The sequence below is a fragment of the Streptomyces sp. NPDC002309 genome (genome assembly GCF_053593375.1).
Map to the genome: position 1 here is coordinate 1 of NZ_JBSFCI010000049.1, position 15129 is coordinate 15129.

Annotated in this window: 14 protein-coding genes and 2 pseudogenes; 7 read left to right on the top strand and 9 right to left on the bottom strand. The window is 67.6% G+C overall.

Annotated features, from left to right (window positions below):
• Positions 1-247 precede the first annotated feature (247 nt).
• The 3 genes and pseudogenes from ACWCPM_RS30155 to ACWCPM_RS30165 all read left to right on the top strand — a co-directional run bounded on the left by ACWCPM_RS30155 (position 248) and on the right by ACWCPM_RS30165 (position 2689).
• Positions 248-475, top strand: a complete 228-nt coding sequence (locus tag ACWCPM_RS30155) for a hypothetical protein (protein WP_450979423.1) — start codon at positions 248-250, stop codon at positions 473-475.
• Between the two features lie 324 nt (positions 476-799).
• Positions 800-1974 (top strand): annotated as a pseudogene (locus ACWCPM_RS30160) (IS701 family transposase).
• Positions 1975-2326: 352 nt separating this feature from the next.
• Complete coding sequence (locus ACWCPM_RS30165) at positions 2327-2689, top strand: hypothetical protein (RefSeq protein WP_450979424.1); 363 nt, start codon at positions 2327-2329, stop codon at positions 2687-2689.
• Between the two features lie 865 nt (positions 2690-3554).
• Here the strand turns inward: ACWCPM_RS30165 and ACWCPM_RS30170 are convergent.
• Entirely contained in the window at positions 3555-4340 is a 786-nt protein-coding gene (locus tag ACWCPM_RS30170; RefSeq protein ID WP_450979425.1) for a PP2C family protein-serine/threonine phosphatase, read from the bottom strand.
• 86 nt (positions 4341-4426) lie between these two features.
• Complete coding sequence (locus ACWCPM_RS30175) at positions 4427-5461, bottom strand: EamA family transporter (protein ID WP_450979426.1); 1035 nt, start codon at positions 5459-5461, stop codon at positions 4427-4429.
• A gap of 80 nt (positions 5462-5541) precedes the next feature.
• On the opposite strand from ACWCPM_RS30175, the gene ACWCPM_RS30180 reads away from it, so the two are divergent.
• Positions 5542-6429 carry a LysR family transcriptional regulator gene (locus tag ACWCPM_RS30180; protein WP_450979427.1) on the top strand — a complete coding sequence of 296 codons (888 nt, stop codon included), beginning with the start codon at positions 5542-5544 and terminating at the stop codon, positions 6427-6429.
• A 383-nt stretch (positions 6430-6812) separates the two neighbouring features.
• Here the strand turns inward: ACWCPM_RS30180 and ACWCPM_RS30185 are convergent, their stop codons facing one another.
• The 5 genes and pseudogenes from ACWCPM_RS30185 to ACWCPM_RS30205 all read right to left on the bottom strand — a co-directional run.
• The gene (locus tag ACWCPM_RS30185; RefSeq protein ID WP_450979428.1) at positions 6813-7307 is read right to left on the bottom strand and encodes a cupin domain-containing protein; all 495 of its coding nucleotides are present in this window, start codon (positions 7305-7307) and stop codon (positions 6813-6815) included.
• A 560-nt stretch (positions 7308-7867) separates the two neighbouring features.
• Positions 7868-8239, bottom strand: a complete 372-nt coding sequence (locus ACWCPM_RS30190) for a RidA family protein (protein WP_450979429.1) — start codon at positions 8237-8239, stop codon at positions 7868-7870.
• Between the two features lie 263 nt (positions 8240-8502).
• Positions 8503-9588, bottom strand: a complete 1086-nt coding sequence (locus ACWCPM_RS30195; protein ID WP_450979430.1) for an IS256 family transposase — start codon at positions 9586-9588, stop codon at positions 8503-8505.
• A 403-nt stretch (positions 9589-9991) separates the two neighbouring features.
• Complete coding sequence (locus ACWCPM_RS30200) at positions 9992-10525, bottom strand: hypothetical protein (RefSeq protein WP_450979465.1); 534 nt, start codon at positions 10523-10525, stop codon at positions 9992-9994.
• Between the two features lie 154 nt (positions 10526-10679).
• Positions 10680-10844 (bottom strand): annotated as a pseudogene (locus tag ACWCPM_RS30205) (transposase domain-containing protein); the annotation flags it as partial.
• Between the two features lie 352 nt (positions 10845-11196).
• Between ACWCPM_RS30205 and ACWCPM_RS30210 the strand changes: the two are divergent.
• The gene (locus tag ACWCPM_RS30210; protein WP_450979431.1) at positions 11197-12150 is read left to right on the top strand and encodes an alpha/beta hydrolase; all 954 of its coding nucleotides are present in this window, start codon (positions 11197-11199) and stop codon (positions 12148-12150) included.
• Positions 12151-12486: 336 nt separating this feature from the next.
• Positions 12487-13329, top strand: coding sequence for an alpha/beta fold hydrolase (locus ACWCPM_RS30215; protein WP_450979432.1), 843 nt, complete (start codon positions 12487-12489; stop codon positions 13327-13329).
• On the opposite strand, the gene ACWCPM_RS30220 is transcribed toward ACWCPM_RS30215, so the two are convergent.
• On the bottom strand, positions 13275-13619 hold the full coding sequence (locus ACWCPM_RS30220) for a DUF4291 family protein (RefSeq protein WP_450979433.1): 345 nt from the start codon (positions 13617-13619) through the stop codon (positions 13275-13277). The two genes, ACWCPM_RS30215 and ACWCPM_RS30220, sit on opposite strands and share 55 nt — an antisense overlap.
• Here ACWCPM_RS30220 and ACWCPM_RS30225 point away from each other — a divergent pair.
• Positions 13507-14340 (top strand): alpha/beta hydrolase, encoded by an 834-nt coding sequence (locus tag ACWCPM_RS30225; protein WP_450979434.1) that lies wholly within the window; start codon positions 13507-13509, stop codon positions 14338-14340. The genes ACWCPM_RS30220 and ACWCPM_RS30225 overlap by 113 nt on opposite strands.
• Here the strand turns inward: ACWCPM_RS30225 and ACWCPM_RS30230 are convergent.
• The gene (locus tag ACWCPM_RS30230) at positions 14337-14774 is read right to left on the bottom strand and encodes a transposase (protein ID WP_450979435.1); all 438 of its coding nucleotides are present in this window, start codon (positions 14772-14774) and stop codon (positions 14337-14339) included. The genes ACWCPM_RS30225 and ACWCPM_RS30230 overlap by 4 nt on opposite strands.
• Positions 14775-15129: the final 355 nt, after the last annotated feature.

The window sequence follows — 15129 nt, forward strand, 5'->3', positions numbered from 1 at the left end:
GAGACGGCAGGACACAATGACGGGGCAACGGAGCTCCTTCGGGACAAGCTGTCTTGGTCGACTGCCTGTACCAACGAGCTCCGTTGCTCCGCGTCCGAAGCTCTTCAACTGGCTTGCGTGAACTGCGAAAACGCTAACTACCCGGCCTTGAGTGAAGGCCCGTATCAACTCCGCCCCCTCAGTACCGTTGACGTGCCCAGGGCCCGACTCCTACCTCAGCCGCCAACTGGCGCGTACTGTCACCACCATGACCAGCGGAAACCGGCAACGCCGCGACGGAACCTCCAAACGCGCCCAGCTCACCAGCGGCGACCATCGCGGCCCGAAGGACAAGCGGGGCAAGCCGGCCAGGGTCGTGCAGCCGGACGGGGGCCACAAGAAGGCTGCGGCGAAGCGCGCGTGGTCGGACTTGTTCGCGCGGATCGAGGAAGCGAAGAAGCGGGAGGCGCAGCGGAAGCAGCGCGGCGGGGAGTGAGGATGCCCCAGCGGATGTCTGGGGGCATTGACCAGCCTTCCCCTCATCAGCTTGGGGCCGGGTCGTGGGGGCGCTTCCGGGCGCGGACCCCAACCGGGGACGCCCCCCATCGCCGTGGGTTACGTCCACGGTGGTGTACGGATAGGCATGTGAAGGATGCTGTAGGCGGTCCCTCGCATGGCCCTATGGCCGAGAAGCTGGCCCTGGGTGCCTGGCTACCGATACCAGTCGTCTCCGCCCTCGTCCGCGAGACAGCGATCGAGATAGTCCCGTAGATCACGGGCCACCCAGCGGCGGCTGTCGTCTTCGTGTTGCCATACGAAGATGTCAGGCCGCCTAGTAGGGCTTGGTCAGGTCGGCTGTGGTGGTGCGTGTCCTCCGGGCCCGGTGTGGCGTTGGGAGTGTGTGACTCCGGACGAGATCGCCGTGGTGTGTGGTGAGTTGGAGGCGTTCGTGGCGGAGGTGTTCGAGCCGTTCGCGCGCAATGACCAGCGTCGCTGGGGGCAGGTCTATCTGCGAGGGCTGCTTACCGACGGGCAGCGTAAGTCGGTCGAGCCGATGGCCGCACGGCTCGGTGAAGACGGGAACCGGCAGGCATTGGCGCATTTCATCACCACCAGCCCGTGGGACCCGGCCCACGTCCGGGCGAAACTGGCCTGGCGGATGGAGGAGGTGATCACGCCGGAGGCCCTGGTCTTCGACGACACTGGGTTCCTGAAGGACGGGACCGCCTCGGCGTGTGTGTCGCGGCAGTACACCGGCACCGCCGGCAAGGTCACCAATTGCCAGGTCGGTGTCTCGCTCCACCTCGCGTCCGATCACGCTTCTTCGGCGGTCAACTGGCGACTGTCCCTGCCCCAGACATGGGATCCCGCGTCTGCTAAGGCCGATGCAGGCAAGGTCGCCCGGCGCGTGGCCTGCGGGATCCTGGACGACGTCGGGCATGTGGAAAAGTGGCAGTGGCCCTGGACATGATCGATGAGTGCCGCGCTTGGGGGATCGAGGTGCCGCTGGCCGTCGCGGATGCCGGATACGGCGACGCTGCCGCGTTCCGCCACGGACTGCGGGCCTGCGGCCTGAATTACGTGGTGGGGATCTCCACCACGCTGTCGGCTCAGCCCGCCGGCGCGGTGCCGGTGGCCGAGCCGTACTCCGGGACCGGACGCCCGCCGGTGGCCAAGTATCCCGACAAGCCGCGGTCGGTGAAGGAGTTGGTCATCGCGGAGGGGCGGAAGGCAGCTCGGCCGGTGCAGTGGCGTGAAGGCTCCCGGCCTGGCACCGGCCGCTCCGGCCGCAAGCGGATGTACTCCCGCTTCGTGGCCTTGCGGGTCCGGCCTGCCGGACGCGGGGTTCGGCAGGCCACTGACGGCCCGGAGCTGCCGGAGTGCTGGCTGTTGGCCGAATGGCCTGCCGGTGAGCCCGAGCCGGTGCAGTTCTGGCTGTCCGACCTGCCACCGCGACATACCAGCACCAATACAGACCTGACCAAGCCCTACTAGAGGCCACCTGCCGCTACGGTCACGGCATCTGCGAGGACCCTTCGTGCAAAGCGTGCCACCTTCGTACCGCTCGAAATGGCGTGCGTCGAGGCGCGCGTTCTGCCTCGCAGAAAGTACGGAGCAGCTACGGGCGTTCTGGGACGAAACAGGCGCGAGCGGTCTTCGGCATCAGCCGTGGGGTCCCTGGCGCGGCGCGGCCCTTCTCCGGCACGGGAGGAGGAAAGTCGGACGCATCCGGCTAACTGGTCAGCAAGTGCAGCCAGGCTGACGGCGGTTCACGCATGCCGTTAATCTCTTTGTCATGTCATCCCAAGAGCGCAGCGCCGGAGCCGTCTTTTGTATCGTCTTGGCGATGCTGAGCATGACCACGGCGGTGATCTTGTCAGCGGTCGCACTGAACGCGACCTCTCAGGTGTCCGATGAGCCGTTGGATAAATACGGCAGCAAGATAGTTCTCTTCGAGGATGCCGATTGCGACACCAAGGCGGATACCCCACCCGATCAGCTCTTCGAGAGCTGCTTCTTTGAGTACCAGTCGACCATGCAGAAGGATGCGGCGTTCTGGGGGAGGGAGGTTGCAGCGCGGCAGGCGGACATCCAAGCGAAGGGCAACTTGGCAATCATCTTCGGCCTGCTCGGGGTGACCTTCGCCGTCTGCGCCGTGGCGTCCAACAGGCGGATCCGGACCGAGCCACAAACCACCGACGCTGGGTAACCCATCCCGCCCCAGGTCGGGAACCCACGCCTACCCAACCACCCTCGCAGTCGTAGCTACAGCCTCCAAGACAATTGAGTACCGTTTTACACCCTGATCTGCATGTTTGCCTAGCTCAGGATTCGAATGGCGCTGATTGCGGGGGCATCGGCGCGTGATGCGTGAAGCCGCTTACAGGGTTCGTCGGCGCTGGGAGAGTGGTGCTCAGGGCCGCGATTTCGGCCGGGAGCAGGGCCAAGGTGATGGCGCTGACCTTGACAACGATCAGTCCCGCTGGGCCTCGCGGGACGCCGACTGCCCGCTTCTGCGGGTGATTCGCCTGGTCATAAGGGTGTGATCGTGGCCCAGATGATGAGCGATTCCTTCACGCCGTATGGGTATCTTGCGGCTCTGGTATTGAGCGGGCGTACTGGAAACGTCACTCGGAGGGGACGGGCATGTCGACACCCCGTGGGTAGCAGTCTCTGTCCGAGGGCAGCCGGGACGACACGATGGCTTGCCCGGAGCAGGAGAACGCAGAGCTGCGGCACGCGGTCGGCTCTTACGCGATGGCCGACCAGGCCATCGGGGGTCGTCGTCGCGATCCACGGGATCGCGCACTCGGCGGGGGTTGGAGGTGCTGCGCGAGGTCTCCCAGCACACCCATATCAGGCTGCACACGGTTGCCGAGACGTTGATCCGGTGGGCTTTGGGTGAGCAGCTGCCAGAACCCATGGGCCAAGTGCTGCAGGCGGCCGTGCTCCGGTGTCCGCGCTTCGCCAGCACTGAGCGGCCCGGCTGACGGGGTCAATCGCCGGAACCTGCTCGACAGTGGACCCGGCAGGAAAGTCGGCGGGACGGGGTTGCAGGGTTTCAGGGCGCGGGCTCAGAGGCGGACGACGAGAAGAGCGATGTCGTCGTCTGGGCCGTCCCGATGTGTTTGGAGATCGGCAAGGAGGGCGTCTGCCAGGGATTCGGGGCTGAGGTGGCCGTGACGGGTGAGGTTGTGGATGAGGCGGGCAAGTCCCGTGTCGATGTCCTGGTCGCGACGTTCGATGAGCCCGTCGGTGTAGAGGACCATGGTGGCGCCGGGCTGGTAGGCCAGGGTGACCTGGGTCCTGACCGCTTCGGGCTCCCATACCCCCAGCGGCGGGTCGGCCACCTGATCCAGGACGTGGACTGTGCGTGTGTCGGCGTCGAGGAGGAGAGGCGGAGGGTGGCCGGCGCGGCTGTAGGTGATGGTGTGGGTGGTTTCGTCGATCAGGGTCTGCACGGCGGTGGTCGCCAGCGCGCTCTCCACGGTGGCCGCGTAGTGGGCGAGTGCTTTGAGGGCGCGGGCGGGTTGGCATGTGGCGTGTATGGCGGTGCTCAGTGCGCTGCGGAGCTGGCCCATGATGCCGGCGGCGGTCAGGCCGTGGCCGACGACGTCCCCGACCGCGACCGCGAGCCAGCCAGGGCCGAGCTCGCAGAAGTCGTACCAGTCCCCGCAGACGTGCAGCGCGCTGACGGCAGGCTGGTAGCGCACCGCGACGTTGCTGCGTTCCCGTGTGGTGTCGGGCAGCATGGCACGCTGCAAGGTCACGGCGATCTCCCTTTCCCGCGCATGTGCCCGCCGCAGCTCCTCGTTCAGCTCGTTGAGTTCCTGGGACCCAGCCAGTAGCGAGGCCGCCATGGCCTCCTCATCGCTCAGCGTCTCGCCGTTGCGTAGAGCAGCACGGGCATGGACCAAAGTGGTGACACCTTTGACCTGCGCAATGATCAGAAGGACCTGACCCTCCGGGCCGAGGACCGGCGCGGTGACCGGGCTCCAGTGGTAGGTCCGGGATCCCGGAGTCGCGAGGGCGTCAGGTCGTCCGGCCTGCGCGCTCGCTGACCACGCTCGGGCCGGGCGGGTGCGGGCAGCTGCTGCGCGACGATCGCGGCGAGCGAGAGCCCGAACCCCACGAGTTGGACCGGGCCGAGCGTCTGGCCGAGCAGGACGGCGCCGAGCGCCGCGGCGACCAGCGGCGAAAGCAGGACGAGAACCGCGACAGAGGTGACGGGCAAGGTGGTGATGCCGCGGAACCACAGGACATAGGTGATCAGACCACCCACCAGGCCGAACCAGAGGTAGCCGAGGGCGGCGGGCAGGTCGATCGCGGGAGGCGGCCCCTCGACAAGGAAGGTGACGGGCACCAGGAAGAGACCTCCGGCGGTGAGCTGCCAGCCGACGACAGCGGTGGGGCTGGCCTCGGCGGGCCGTCCCCAGCGCTTGGTGAGCGTCACCCCGAGCGCCATCGAGGCCGCGCTCGCCAGGCCCGCCACGACCCCGACCATGTCGAGTGCCGCGTCCGGCCCGATCACCACCAGGCCGACGCCCACGACACCCGCCGCCCCCCAGACGAGGCGCCACACGGACAGGGCCTCGCGGAGGACCGCCACGGCCAGGACCGCGACAATGAGCGGCTGCGCCGCTCCCAGGGTGGCGGCGACGCCTCCCGGCAGGCGTTCGGCCGCGATGAACAGCAGCGGGAAGCACAGCCCGATGTTCAGCACGCCGAGTACCACCGCCTTTCCCCACCAGGCGCCGCGCGGCAGTGTCCGGGTGAGGGCCAGGGCGATCAGGCCGGCGGGCAGCGCACGCAGGAGTCCCGCGAACAGCGGGTGCCCCTGCGGGAGGAGCTCGGTGGTGACGACATACGTCGTGCCCCACACCACGGGAGCGAGCGCCGTCAGGAACGTGCGCGGCAGGTTCCCACGGGGAACACCGCTGCTCGCTCCGGCGGCAACCTTCGTTATGGCTGGACTGGTCATGCTTCGGAGTCTCGCCCCACGGCAATCGATGAGTCCAATACATGTTCGTCACCGAATCAATCTCGATCTAAGATGGATCAATGGAGCTTCAGCAGATGCGCTACGTCATCGCGGTCGCCGAGACGAACAGTTTCACCCGGGCTGCGGAACGGTGCCTGGTCGTCCAGTCCGCCCTCAGCCACCAGATCGCCCGTCTGGAAAAGGAGCTCGGTGCGAGACTCTTCGAGCGCACCAGCCGCCGGGTGCGGCTGACGCCGGCCGGCCAGGCGTTTCTCCCGGCCGCCCGCCAGTGTCTGGACGCCGCCGAACGTGCCGCCGCCGAGGTCGCGGCAGCGGTCGGCGAGGTGCGCGGCCGGCTCGCGGTGGGCCTGATCCCCACGGTCGCCGCGGTCGACATCCCAGGTGCACTGCGTGACTTCAGCCAGCGGTATCCGCATGTGCGCATCACCCTGCGGGTGGGCGCGAGCGACGACCTCGTCGAACAGGTCAGGCAGGGAGCCCTCGACGTGGCTTTCCTCGGGCTGCCGACCACGGCGCATCCCGAGGGTGTCGCGGCCCGTGAGCTCGCGCGCGATCGACTCGTCGCCGTGGTCGCCCCGGATCACCCGCTCGCCGCCGAACCGGCAGTCGACCTCCGCAGGCTCTCCTCCGAGGTTTTCGCGGACCTGCCGGCAGGTACAGCCGGACGTGCCCAATCCGACCAAGCCTTCTCAGCCGCCGGTCTCAGCCGCGACGTCGCCTTCGAAGTGACCTCCGCCGACTACATCGCCCGGCTCGTCGGACAGGGCCTCGCCATCGCCATGTTCCCCTCCGCCTACGCTCCTCAGCTCACCGGCGTAACCACCATTGAAATCACTGACGCACCGGCCCGCGTCGAATACGTCACCTGGAGCCCCGCCAGTCGCACCCCCGCAGCGACCGCCTTCCTCGCTCTTCTCGACATCCTGGCCATGCCAGGCACGAAATGAAGCCCTCTTTGCTGCGTCCTGCCAACCCCGCCCCCTCCTCTGTCCCGACGAGCCAACGCCACGGAGCTTGGCAACCCCGACCACGTCGACCTCAAGATCATGGGCAGCTTCGCCGGTAGGACCGAGCGGGACGCGTTGGGAGGCGATGCACTGCCAGCGACTCGCGGCGGCCAACGGACTGGAGCCGGTGACGTCAAAAGGTGGAGGGCGCGGTCGAAACGAAGCGCCTGGCCGTACAGGGTTGGTGACACAGTAGGCATCGCCTCCCCACACTCAGGACGTTGACCTGCAGTAATGGAGAATTCCGCTGGAGTACCAGGGGGCCAGGCCGTGTGTCTGCGAAACGGTTTCCCCCGGACCGGGACCGACCCGGGAGGCGCTCGTCAGCGGCGTCCGGCCCACGCCTCACTGCTCAGGAAGTGGTTGTCGTAGAGGTCTTGAACCTCCAGCAGGCTTTCCCGATCGACCTCGCCCAGGCGGATGCGCTGGATGTGGCGGAAGTACTCGAAGCGCTCGACGCCCGGGGTGATCACGATGAGGATGTCGGCGCCGGTGCCGGGGGTGGCGGCGAAGGCGTGCGGCTTGTCCGGCGGGATGACGACGAGGTCGCCGCGTTCCGCGGTGACGACGTCGTCGCCGGAGAGGATCTCGGCGGCGCCGTCCAGCAGGTAGAACATCTCTGCGGAGTGCCGGTGCAGATGTGGCGGGGCTCCGTCGGTGCCCGCCGCGAGGGTGACCTGCAAGGTTGACAGCGCTCCGCCGCACGCGCTGCTGTCGGCCAGCAGACTGAAGACCGCGTCGGGGTCGTCTTCGATCGTCTCGGCCTCCGCCGCACGGACGATCACGGACGAGTCGAATTTTGGCACGAACAGTGACATTTCCGAACCCCTTGTGGCCGACACGAGCAGGTTTGGGCTGCCACGCGCGAACTTGGGACCAACGCAGAGGCCGACGGCCGCCGCGGACACCCTCAGACCGCGCAGTCCAGCACGATTCCGTACCACCGCCGCTGTGGCGAAGAACTCCAAGGTCACGGCTTTCGTGCCGCGGCGCCCCGGATTAACAGCGTAGCGCCAAGCGACACGATCGCCACGGCAGGCGCGAACCACGCGTGAGGCTGACCATCCCCAGCCGTAGAGCAGCACGGTGAGGGCGGTGCCACCACGGCCCGGCATGACGAGATGACAACAATGATGCCGGTCAGTACGGTCAGCGACCAGCCGACGGTGCCGGACGGGAAGGGCGCGTGAGGGCCGCGGACCTGCCCGTATTCAGGTCGTCGGCAGCTTTGCGACTCTGTCCGGCACCGAGTCCGGACAGCATCTTTCTGGCCCGCACCGCCCGCAGGCGTCGCCGCGGTGACGGGGTTCGTCCCGGGCTCCAGCTTGTACCGGTGTTCGCCGGCAGCCCACGATGGGTGCCGGCCGGTGGCGCTCCGTTAGTGCGTCACGTCAAGGCGGACGACCGCGCCGATCTCGACGAGCTGGTCAGGAAGCGCGAGGTCGACCACGCCCACGACGGTGCTCGTGGGCCGGTGGTCGCCGCAGTACGCGGCGTGGAGCCGCGCGAGGATGTCGAAGTGCTCCCGCAGGTCCTTCACGAGGACAGAGGTCTCAACGATCTGGTCACGGCTGGCGCCGAAGTGCTCCAGTACCTGGTCGAGGTTTTCGAAAGTCGTCTTCACCTGAAGCTCGAAGTCGCCCGCCCCGACGAATTTTCCGGTGCTGTCGTGCGACACCTGCCCGGAGACGTAGAGCGTGTCGCCGGCCTGTACGGCCTGGCTGTACCCGTACTGAGATTCCCATGGCATGCCAAAACCGAACACTCTGGACCGAACAGTCACGGTTCTCTCCTTGACAATCAGCCGTTCGGGGCTCAGACAACTTGCTGCGCAGTGGCGACGACGTTCGCCCCTCTCGGTAACAAGCCCGTGCAGCGTGCCACTCGTTCACGCAGCACCCCCGACCAGCGTGTCTCCTGCCGGCCACCACCGCATCCGGGGCCGAACACGCCACGACCACGACGCTGCGCGGGGGTCTGTCAAACGAGCGGTGTAACCAGGGTGTTTGGGGACTACTGACGGGCTGCTGAGAGGCGGCCGTCGAAGGTGATGTCGAAGGCGTTCAGGGCGGTTTTCCAGCGCATGGTCCAGCGGGCCTGGCCCTTGCCGGTGGGGTCCAGCGACATGATGGCCATGTAGACGCACTTCAAGGCCGCGGTCTCGTTCGGGAAGTGGCCGCGTGCTTTGACGGCTCGCCGGATCCTGGCGATCTTGTCCCAGTCCTGGCCGGCGGCGTAGCGGAAGGAGTTCCGCAGCAGATGGACCACGCAGGTCTGGACAGTGGTGCGGGGCCAGACGGTCTCCACCGCATCGGGCAGGCCCTTGAGGCCATCGCAGACGAGCATGAGGACGTCGTTCACGCCGCGGTTCTTGATCTCGGTGAGGATGTGCATCCAGTGCTTGGCGCCCTCTCCGCCGTCGCCGGCCCACAGGCCCAGGATGTCCCGCCGGCCCTCGACCGTGACGGCCAGGGCTACGTAGATCGGCCGGTTCGCCACGGCGCCGTCCGGATCTTCACGTGGATCGCGTCGATGAAGATCACCGGATAGACGGCGTCCAGCGGCTCGGTTCTGCCACTCGGCCATGCCGTCCATGACCTTGTCCGTGATCGTGGAGATGGTCTGGCGGGAGACTTCGGCGCCATAGACCTCGGCCAGATGGGCCTGGACCTCACCGGTCGTCAGACCCTTCGCGGAGAGCGAGATCACCATCTCGTCCACGCCGGACAGGCGCTTCTGCCGCTTCTTGACAATCTTCGGCTCGAAGCTGCCTTCCCGGTCGCGGGGCACGGCTATCTCGACCGGGCCGACGTCCGTCAGTACGGTCTTGGCCCGGGTGCCGTTGCGGCTGTTGCCGCCGTTCTTGCCGGCCGGGTCATGCTTTTCATAGCCGAGGTGGTCGGTGATCTCGCCCTCGAGGGCGGATTCCAGGAGCCGCTTGGTCAGCTGTTGCAGCAGCCCGCCCTCGCCGGTCAGCTGCAGGCCCTCGGCCTGGGCGCGATCGACCAACTCGTCGATGAGCTGGTCGTCCATCCCCTTCGCCGACTGCGGCTCAGTGGCCTTGACGGACTCGGCCTCGGTCACGTTGTCGCTGGTCATCGATGCATTTTCCTTGATCAGGAGTTACACCGATTGTTTTACAGTCCCGATCCTTCGCGGCGTCACCCGCGGTCACGCTCGGCATCACCGGGCTCGCAGTCATCGCCACCACGGCGAGCGTCGGCGGACTCCTCTCCCGCCTCATCCCCGCTGAGCTGGCCTACGCCGTCGGCGTGGTCTTCACGTTGACCTGGCTGTGCTGCCACGGAGTCGAGTGGCTCCAGTTCATGGGCGGCCGGGAGGCGTGGGGTGTGCGGGCGGCGGGCTGGGTTGCCCTCGCGAGAGCTGCTGATCCGGGGCAAAGAACGTCGCCAGGTCCGGGACCAGGTCGAGGACGTCCGAGCGCGCGCGGCCGCCGAGCACCGGCAGCGGCCCACTCCCTTCTGCGTACGTGTGCGAAGACCTACCAGCGGACCATCGGCAGCGGACGGAGCGGGTGCCGCCTGAGGTGCCTGGTCTCCTCCCGCAACAGGAAGCGGTGGAACCCGTGATACGGCAGGGCCGCGGTGATCTCGTCGACCTCCCGGCGTCCGAGGCCGCTGCGGAGATGCCCCCGTGCGGCGTCGATCCGGTCGGCCTTGCGAAACGTCTCGACCAGCGGATCGCGCACGGGCCGCAGCTTGTGGTGCAGTTCCACCATCTCGATGACCTTCGACAGGTCTGCCACCTCGGCTTCACCGGCGTGCCGTCGCGCCAGTTCCGCTGAGGGCGCCAGGTAGTCAAAGGTGTGTGCGGTCCAGATGCCCAGGTCGTGTACCACCCAGGCGAGGGCCTGGTCGTTCGAAACCTCGTCGCGCCCGAGCAGTCGCCGCTGGTAGTTGAGGCCACGATAGACATGGTTGCGGTAGGTGACCAGGTCCGCGCCGATCTGCGGGCGGTAGCGGGCCAGCACGGCGTCGACCACGGGATGCGACATGACGACAGAGCCATCCGACATGGCTCAACCCTAACGCGGAATGCGAACCGAGCCGTCCTCCACCGGTGGCGACGCCCGGAGAAGCGTACCGGCAGCCCGCTACGGGTGTGGTGGATGTCGCTGCGACCTCTTCATAGCTCTGCCCGGCGAACAGGCACATCGCCAACACGAAGTAGACCACCAGCCGGGCCGGCAACAGCCGGTTCCGCTGCTGCACCCGACCCGTCTGCGCCAACACCTCGTCCACAAGCAACTGAGGAAACGCCTGCGTCAGTACCCCGACCGCAACCCGGTCCGACAACCGCTCATCAGATGACTTCAGCTGACCCGCTCTTGCCACGCCAACCAGAACGACTGGATTGCCCCTAAATTACCGGTATTGAGGCTAGACGGAGGTGATCTGGACGGACAGGTGCCAGTACGCCTGGGTGGGGCGGTCTTGGCGACTTCTGCGCTGGGTCCGGTGGTGATCAGGTAGCCGATGCGGGCGCTGAACATGTCGCCGTCCGGCGGCAGCACGAGCCTGTCACCGGCGGCGCGGTGGAGTGCCGGTCGGGGCCCACGACCTGATGCTGCAGTAGATATTTTGCCACCGCCTTCCTTGCTTTTCGGTGTATGTCACAACTACATCCGGGGCTGGGTCCTATGAGTGTGAGCAGGAAAGAGCCTGCCGAAGCTAGGAGTGTGCAGTGATGGAAAAGCGACCTGTTCTTGAGGCTGCGGCGCAGGAGATCGCGGATGCGACGGCCAATCCGCCGTTCCTGTATGAGCTCGGTCCGGAGGGTGCCCGCAAGGTTCTGGACGACCTGCAGGCAGCGCCGGTGGCGAAGCCGGACGTGGACGAGAAGTGGATCACCGTGCCCGCGGAGGTGGGCGATGTGCGGGTACGCATCGTCAAGCCCGTCGGTGGCGAGGGCACGCTGCCGGTCGTCCTCTATGTGCACGGCGGTGGCTGGGTCCTCGGCAACGCCGGTACCCACGACCGCCTGGTGCGCGAGCTCGCGGTCGGCGCGAACGCCGCCGTCGTCTTCGTCGAGTACGACCGCTCCCCGGAGGTCAGGTACCCGGTCGCCATCGAGCAGGCCTACGCGACGGCTCGATGGATCACTGCGAAGGGCTCCGAGGAAGGTCTGGACGCTTCGCGTCTGGCGGTGGCCGGTGACTCCGTCGGCGGCAACATGGCTGCGGCACTGACAATCATGGCCAAGCAGCGCGGCGACGTGACCTTCGTGCACCAGTCGCTGTACTACCCCGTCACCGACGCGGCCCAGGACACCGAGAGCTACCGGGAGTTCGCGAACGGTCCCTTCCTCACCGCGAAGGCCATGGCCTGGTTCTGGGACTGCTACACCACCGACCCCGCCGAGCGGGCAGAGATCACCGCCTCACCGCTGCGGGCGAGTCTGGAGGAGCTTGGGGGTCTGCCGCCGGCGCTCGTCATCGTCGACGAGAACGACGTGCTGCGGGACGAGGGCGAGGCCTACGCCCGCAAGCTGACCCAGGCCGGTGTTCCCACCACGAGCATCCGCTACAACGGCACCCTGCACGACTTCATGATGCTCAACCCCCTCCGCCCCACGCGGGCGACGACCGCCGCGATGGAGCAGGCCGTCCGCACCCTGCGCACCGTCCTGCACGGCGGCTGAGAACACCGCGCTGCCCGGCCGCAGCGCATGAAGCCTTCCCATCCACGACCGCTCATCACTCTCGCGTTCGCGCGCGCGGACCCTGCGGCTCGTTGGACTCCGCGAAGACCTCGCTGAGGCTCTCGCGTTCACACGTGCGGACCCTGCGGGACACGACAAGCACCTCGGGCGGGCCGCCCCTCGGCCAAGGCCCTCTCCGGCCGACCGCCGGACGGGTGGCCGCCCCTTGTCGGTCCCGCCGTCCGCCTCCCCATGACCCGCGGCAGCACCTGCCGCGCCGCGGCCATGCCTCAGAACCCGGGCATGGCTCGAATCCCCGTTCCGAAAGGGCATTTCATGAACCGTCAGTCGCCTTATCAGCGCGCCCGTACCCCGCTCATTCTCCTGGCCACGGCGGCTGTCGCCGCCGGCGTCATCACCACGACGGTCGGTCCGGCGAACGCCGCCAAGTCGGCTTCCCCGAAGGCCGCCAAGCCGACCGTCGTGCTGGTCCACGGCGCGTTCGCCGACTCCTCCAGCTGGAACGGCGTGATCAAGGAACTGAAGGAAGACGGCTACCCGGTCGTCGCCGCGGCCAACCCGTTGCGGGGGTTGAGCAGCGACGCCGCCTCCGTCAAGAGCCTGCTGGCCACCATCCAGGGACCGGTCGTTCTCGTCGGGCACTCCTACGGCGGAGCGGTGATCACCAATGCCGCCCACGGTGCCGACAACGTCAAGGCGCTGGTGTACGCCGACGCCTTCCTGCCCGACAAGGGCGAGAGCGCCAACGACCTGGCGAGCAAGTTCCCGGGCAGCGTCATCGGCCAGGTTCTGCGTCCCGTCCCGATCACCGGTCCCGACGGCTCCAAGGACGTAGACCTCTACATCGACCAGACCAAGTTCCACCAGGCGTTCGGTGCGGATGTCCCCGCGCGGACCGCCGGCCTGATGGCGGTCACCCAGCGCCCTGGCACCGGCACCGCGCTGAACGAGCCGTCCGGTGAGCCGGCCTGGAAGAGCATCCCCTCCTGGGCCCTGGTGGGCACCAATGACCGCATCATCCCCCTGAAGCTTCAGGTCTACATGGCCGAGCGCGCCCGTGCACACATCGAGAAGGTCCATTCCTCCCACGCTGTGACCGTGTCTCACCCGGACGCTGTCACCCGCATCATCGAGCAGGCCGCGCGGACGGTCCGTTGACCGGCACACGCCACGGGCGCGGCGGCACGGTCTGCCGCCCCACCCGTTCGTCGCCGCATCATCCGCAAGAACGACGCCTTGATCCATGTCATGTGGTCCCGCTGCCACACCGCCGGGAAACGGCCCTCCCGAGCAGCCGGCAGACCAGTCTCCGGCGCCCACGCCTGGCAGCCGGTGATGATCAGGCCAATCAAGATCACCTCTAAGGAGCGCACCGATGCAACCCGACACCATCGTCCTCGTCCACGGCTTCTGGGTGACGCCGCGGGCCTGGGAAAAAACTGGATCACCCGCTACGAGAACAAGGGCTTCCGTGTCATCGCCCCGCCCTACCCCGGCTTCGAGGGGGAGGTCGAGGCGCTCAACGCCGACCCGACCCCCATCGAGACCGTGACCGTCCCCGCCATCATCTCCGCCCTGGAGAAGATCATCACCGAGCTGGACCGGCCGCCGGTCATCATGGGGCACTCGGCCGGCGGTGTGTTCACCCAGATCCTGCTCGACCGAGGCTTCGGCGCAGCCGGAGTGGCGATCAACTCCGCACCCACCGAGGGCGTGCCCGTCGTACCGCTGTCCCAGGTCCGGTCCACCTTCCCGGTGCTGAAGAACCCGGCCAACCGGCACCGCGCCGTCGGTTTCGACTACGACCACTGGCGCTACGCCTTCACCAACACCTTCCCCGAGGACCAGGCCCGCGCGACTTACGAGCGCTACCACATCCCTGCACCGGGCAGCATCGTGTGGGGCAGCGCCCTGGCCAACATCCACCCCGGACACACCGACACCTACGTCGACTACCACAACGCCGACCGGGCGCCCTTGCTCTTCTGCTCCGGCGAGCACGACCACCTGATGCCGCCCAAGGTGCAGCAGTCCAACGCCAAGCACTACAAGGCCGACGGCACAATCACCGAGGTCACGGTGTTCCCTGGCCGCTCCCACCTGATGCCCGCCGAGGACGGCTGGCAGGAGATCGCCGATCTCGCCCTCGACTGGGCGCTCGCCCACTAGCTTGACTCTGACGGGGATCTTGGAGTCGTGGAGCTCAGGGTTCGCCAGAAGGTGAGCCGAGGGATCTTGTGCTGGTCGAGATAGCTCTGGAAGGCCGTCGGCTGTCGGCCCGGGGGCGCTCCTTCGGTCGATGGAAATCCGCTGAGGCACTCGATGGCGATGGCGATGGCGGTCAGGACGTGCTGGACGTGGGCCTTGCTCTGTCCTCGGTAGCGGCAACGACGCATGCCATGGTCATGGGCGAACTCGTCCACCGTCTCCTCCACTCCAAGAGCGGACCGTTTAGCAGGCCTTCCACCCGGGGGTCTGCTGCTCCGTCCGAACACGTAGTTGCAGGTCGCGGAGTTCGCGTGGGGAAAGCCCACGGTGCGGGTGCTTTCCCGGGAGCTGGTGCACTGGTGCACTGGTGCGGGCCGGGCAGTGGTGGCACTCACCCTTGGTGAACCGGGCGACGATCAGCGGGGCCGCGGTGTGCGAGGAGGTCGGGTAGGGGCCATGCCAGCCCTGGCTGACGTGCCCCTGGGGGCAGGTGACCTGCTGGCGGTCATAGTCGACGCGGAAGTCATCCCGGGCGAAGCCTTCGTTCCGGCATCGCCGACCTGCTACGCGGCCACTGCAAGTGGATCGGTTCGAGATGGCGAGCCCTGCCCGCGGGGAAGATCGCCGGCATCGTTCTGGCGGTACTGCGCTGTGACCAGCGGCCCGGCGACCTGGCCGGCGGCAACGGGATACACCGCGCCACTGTCTCCCTCTGGGTGCGGAAAGTTGTCGGGCCGGCTCGCCGCCAGC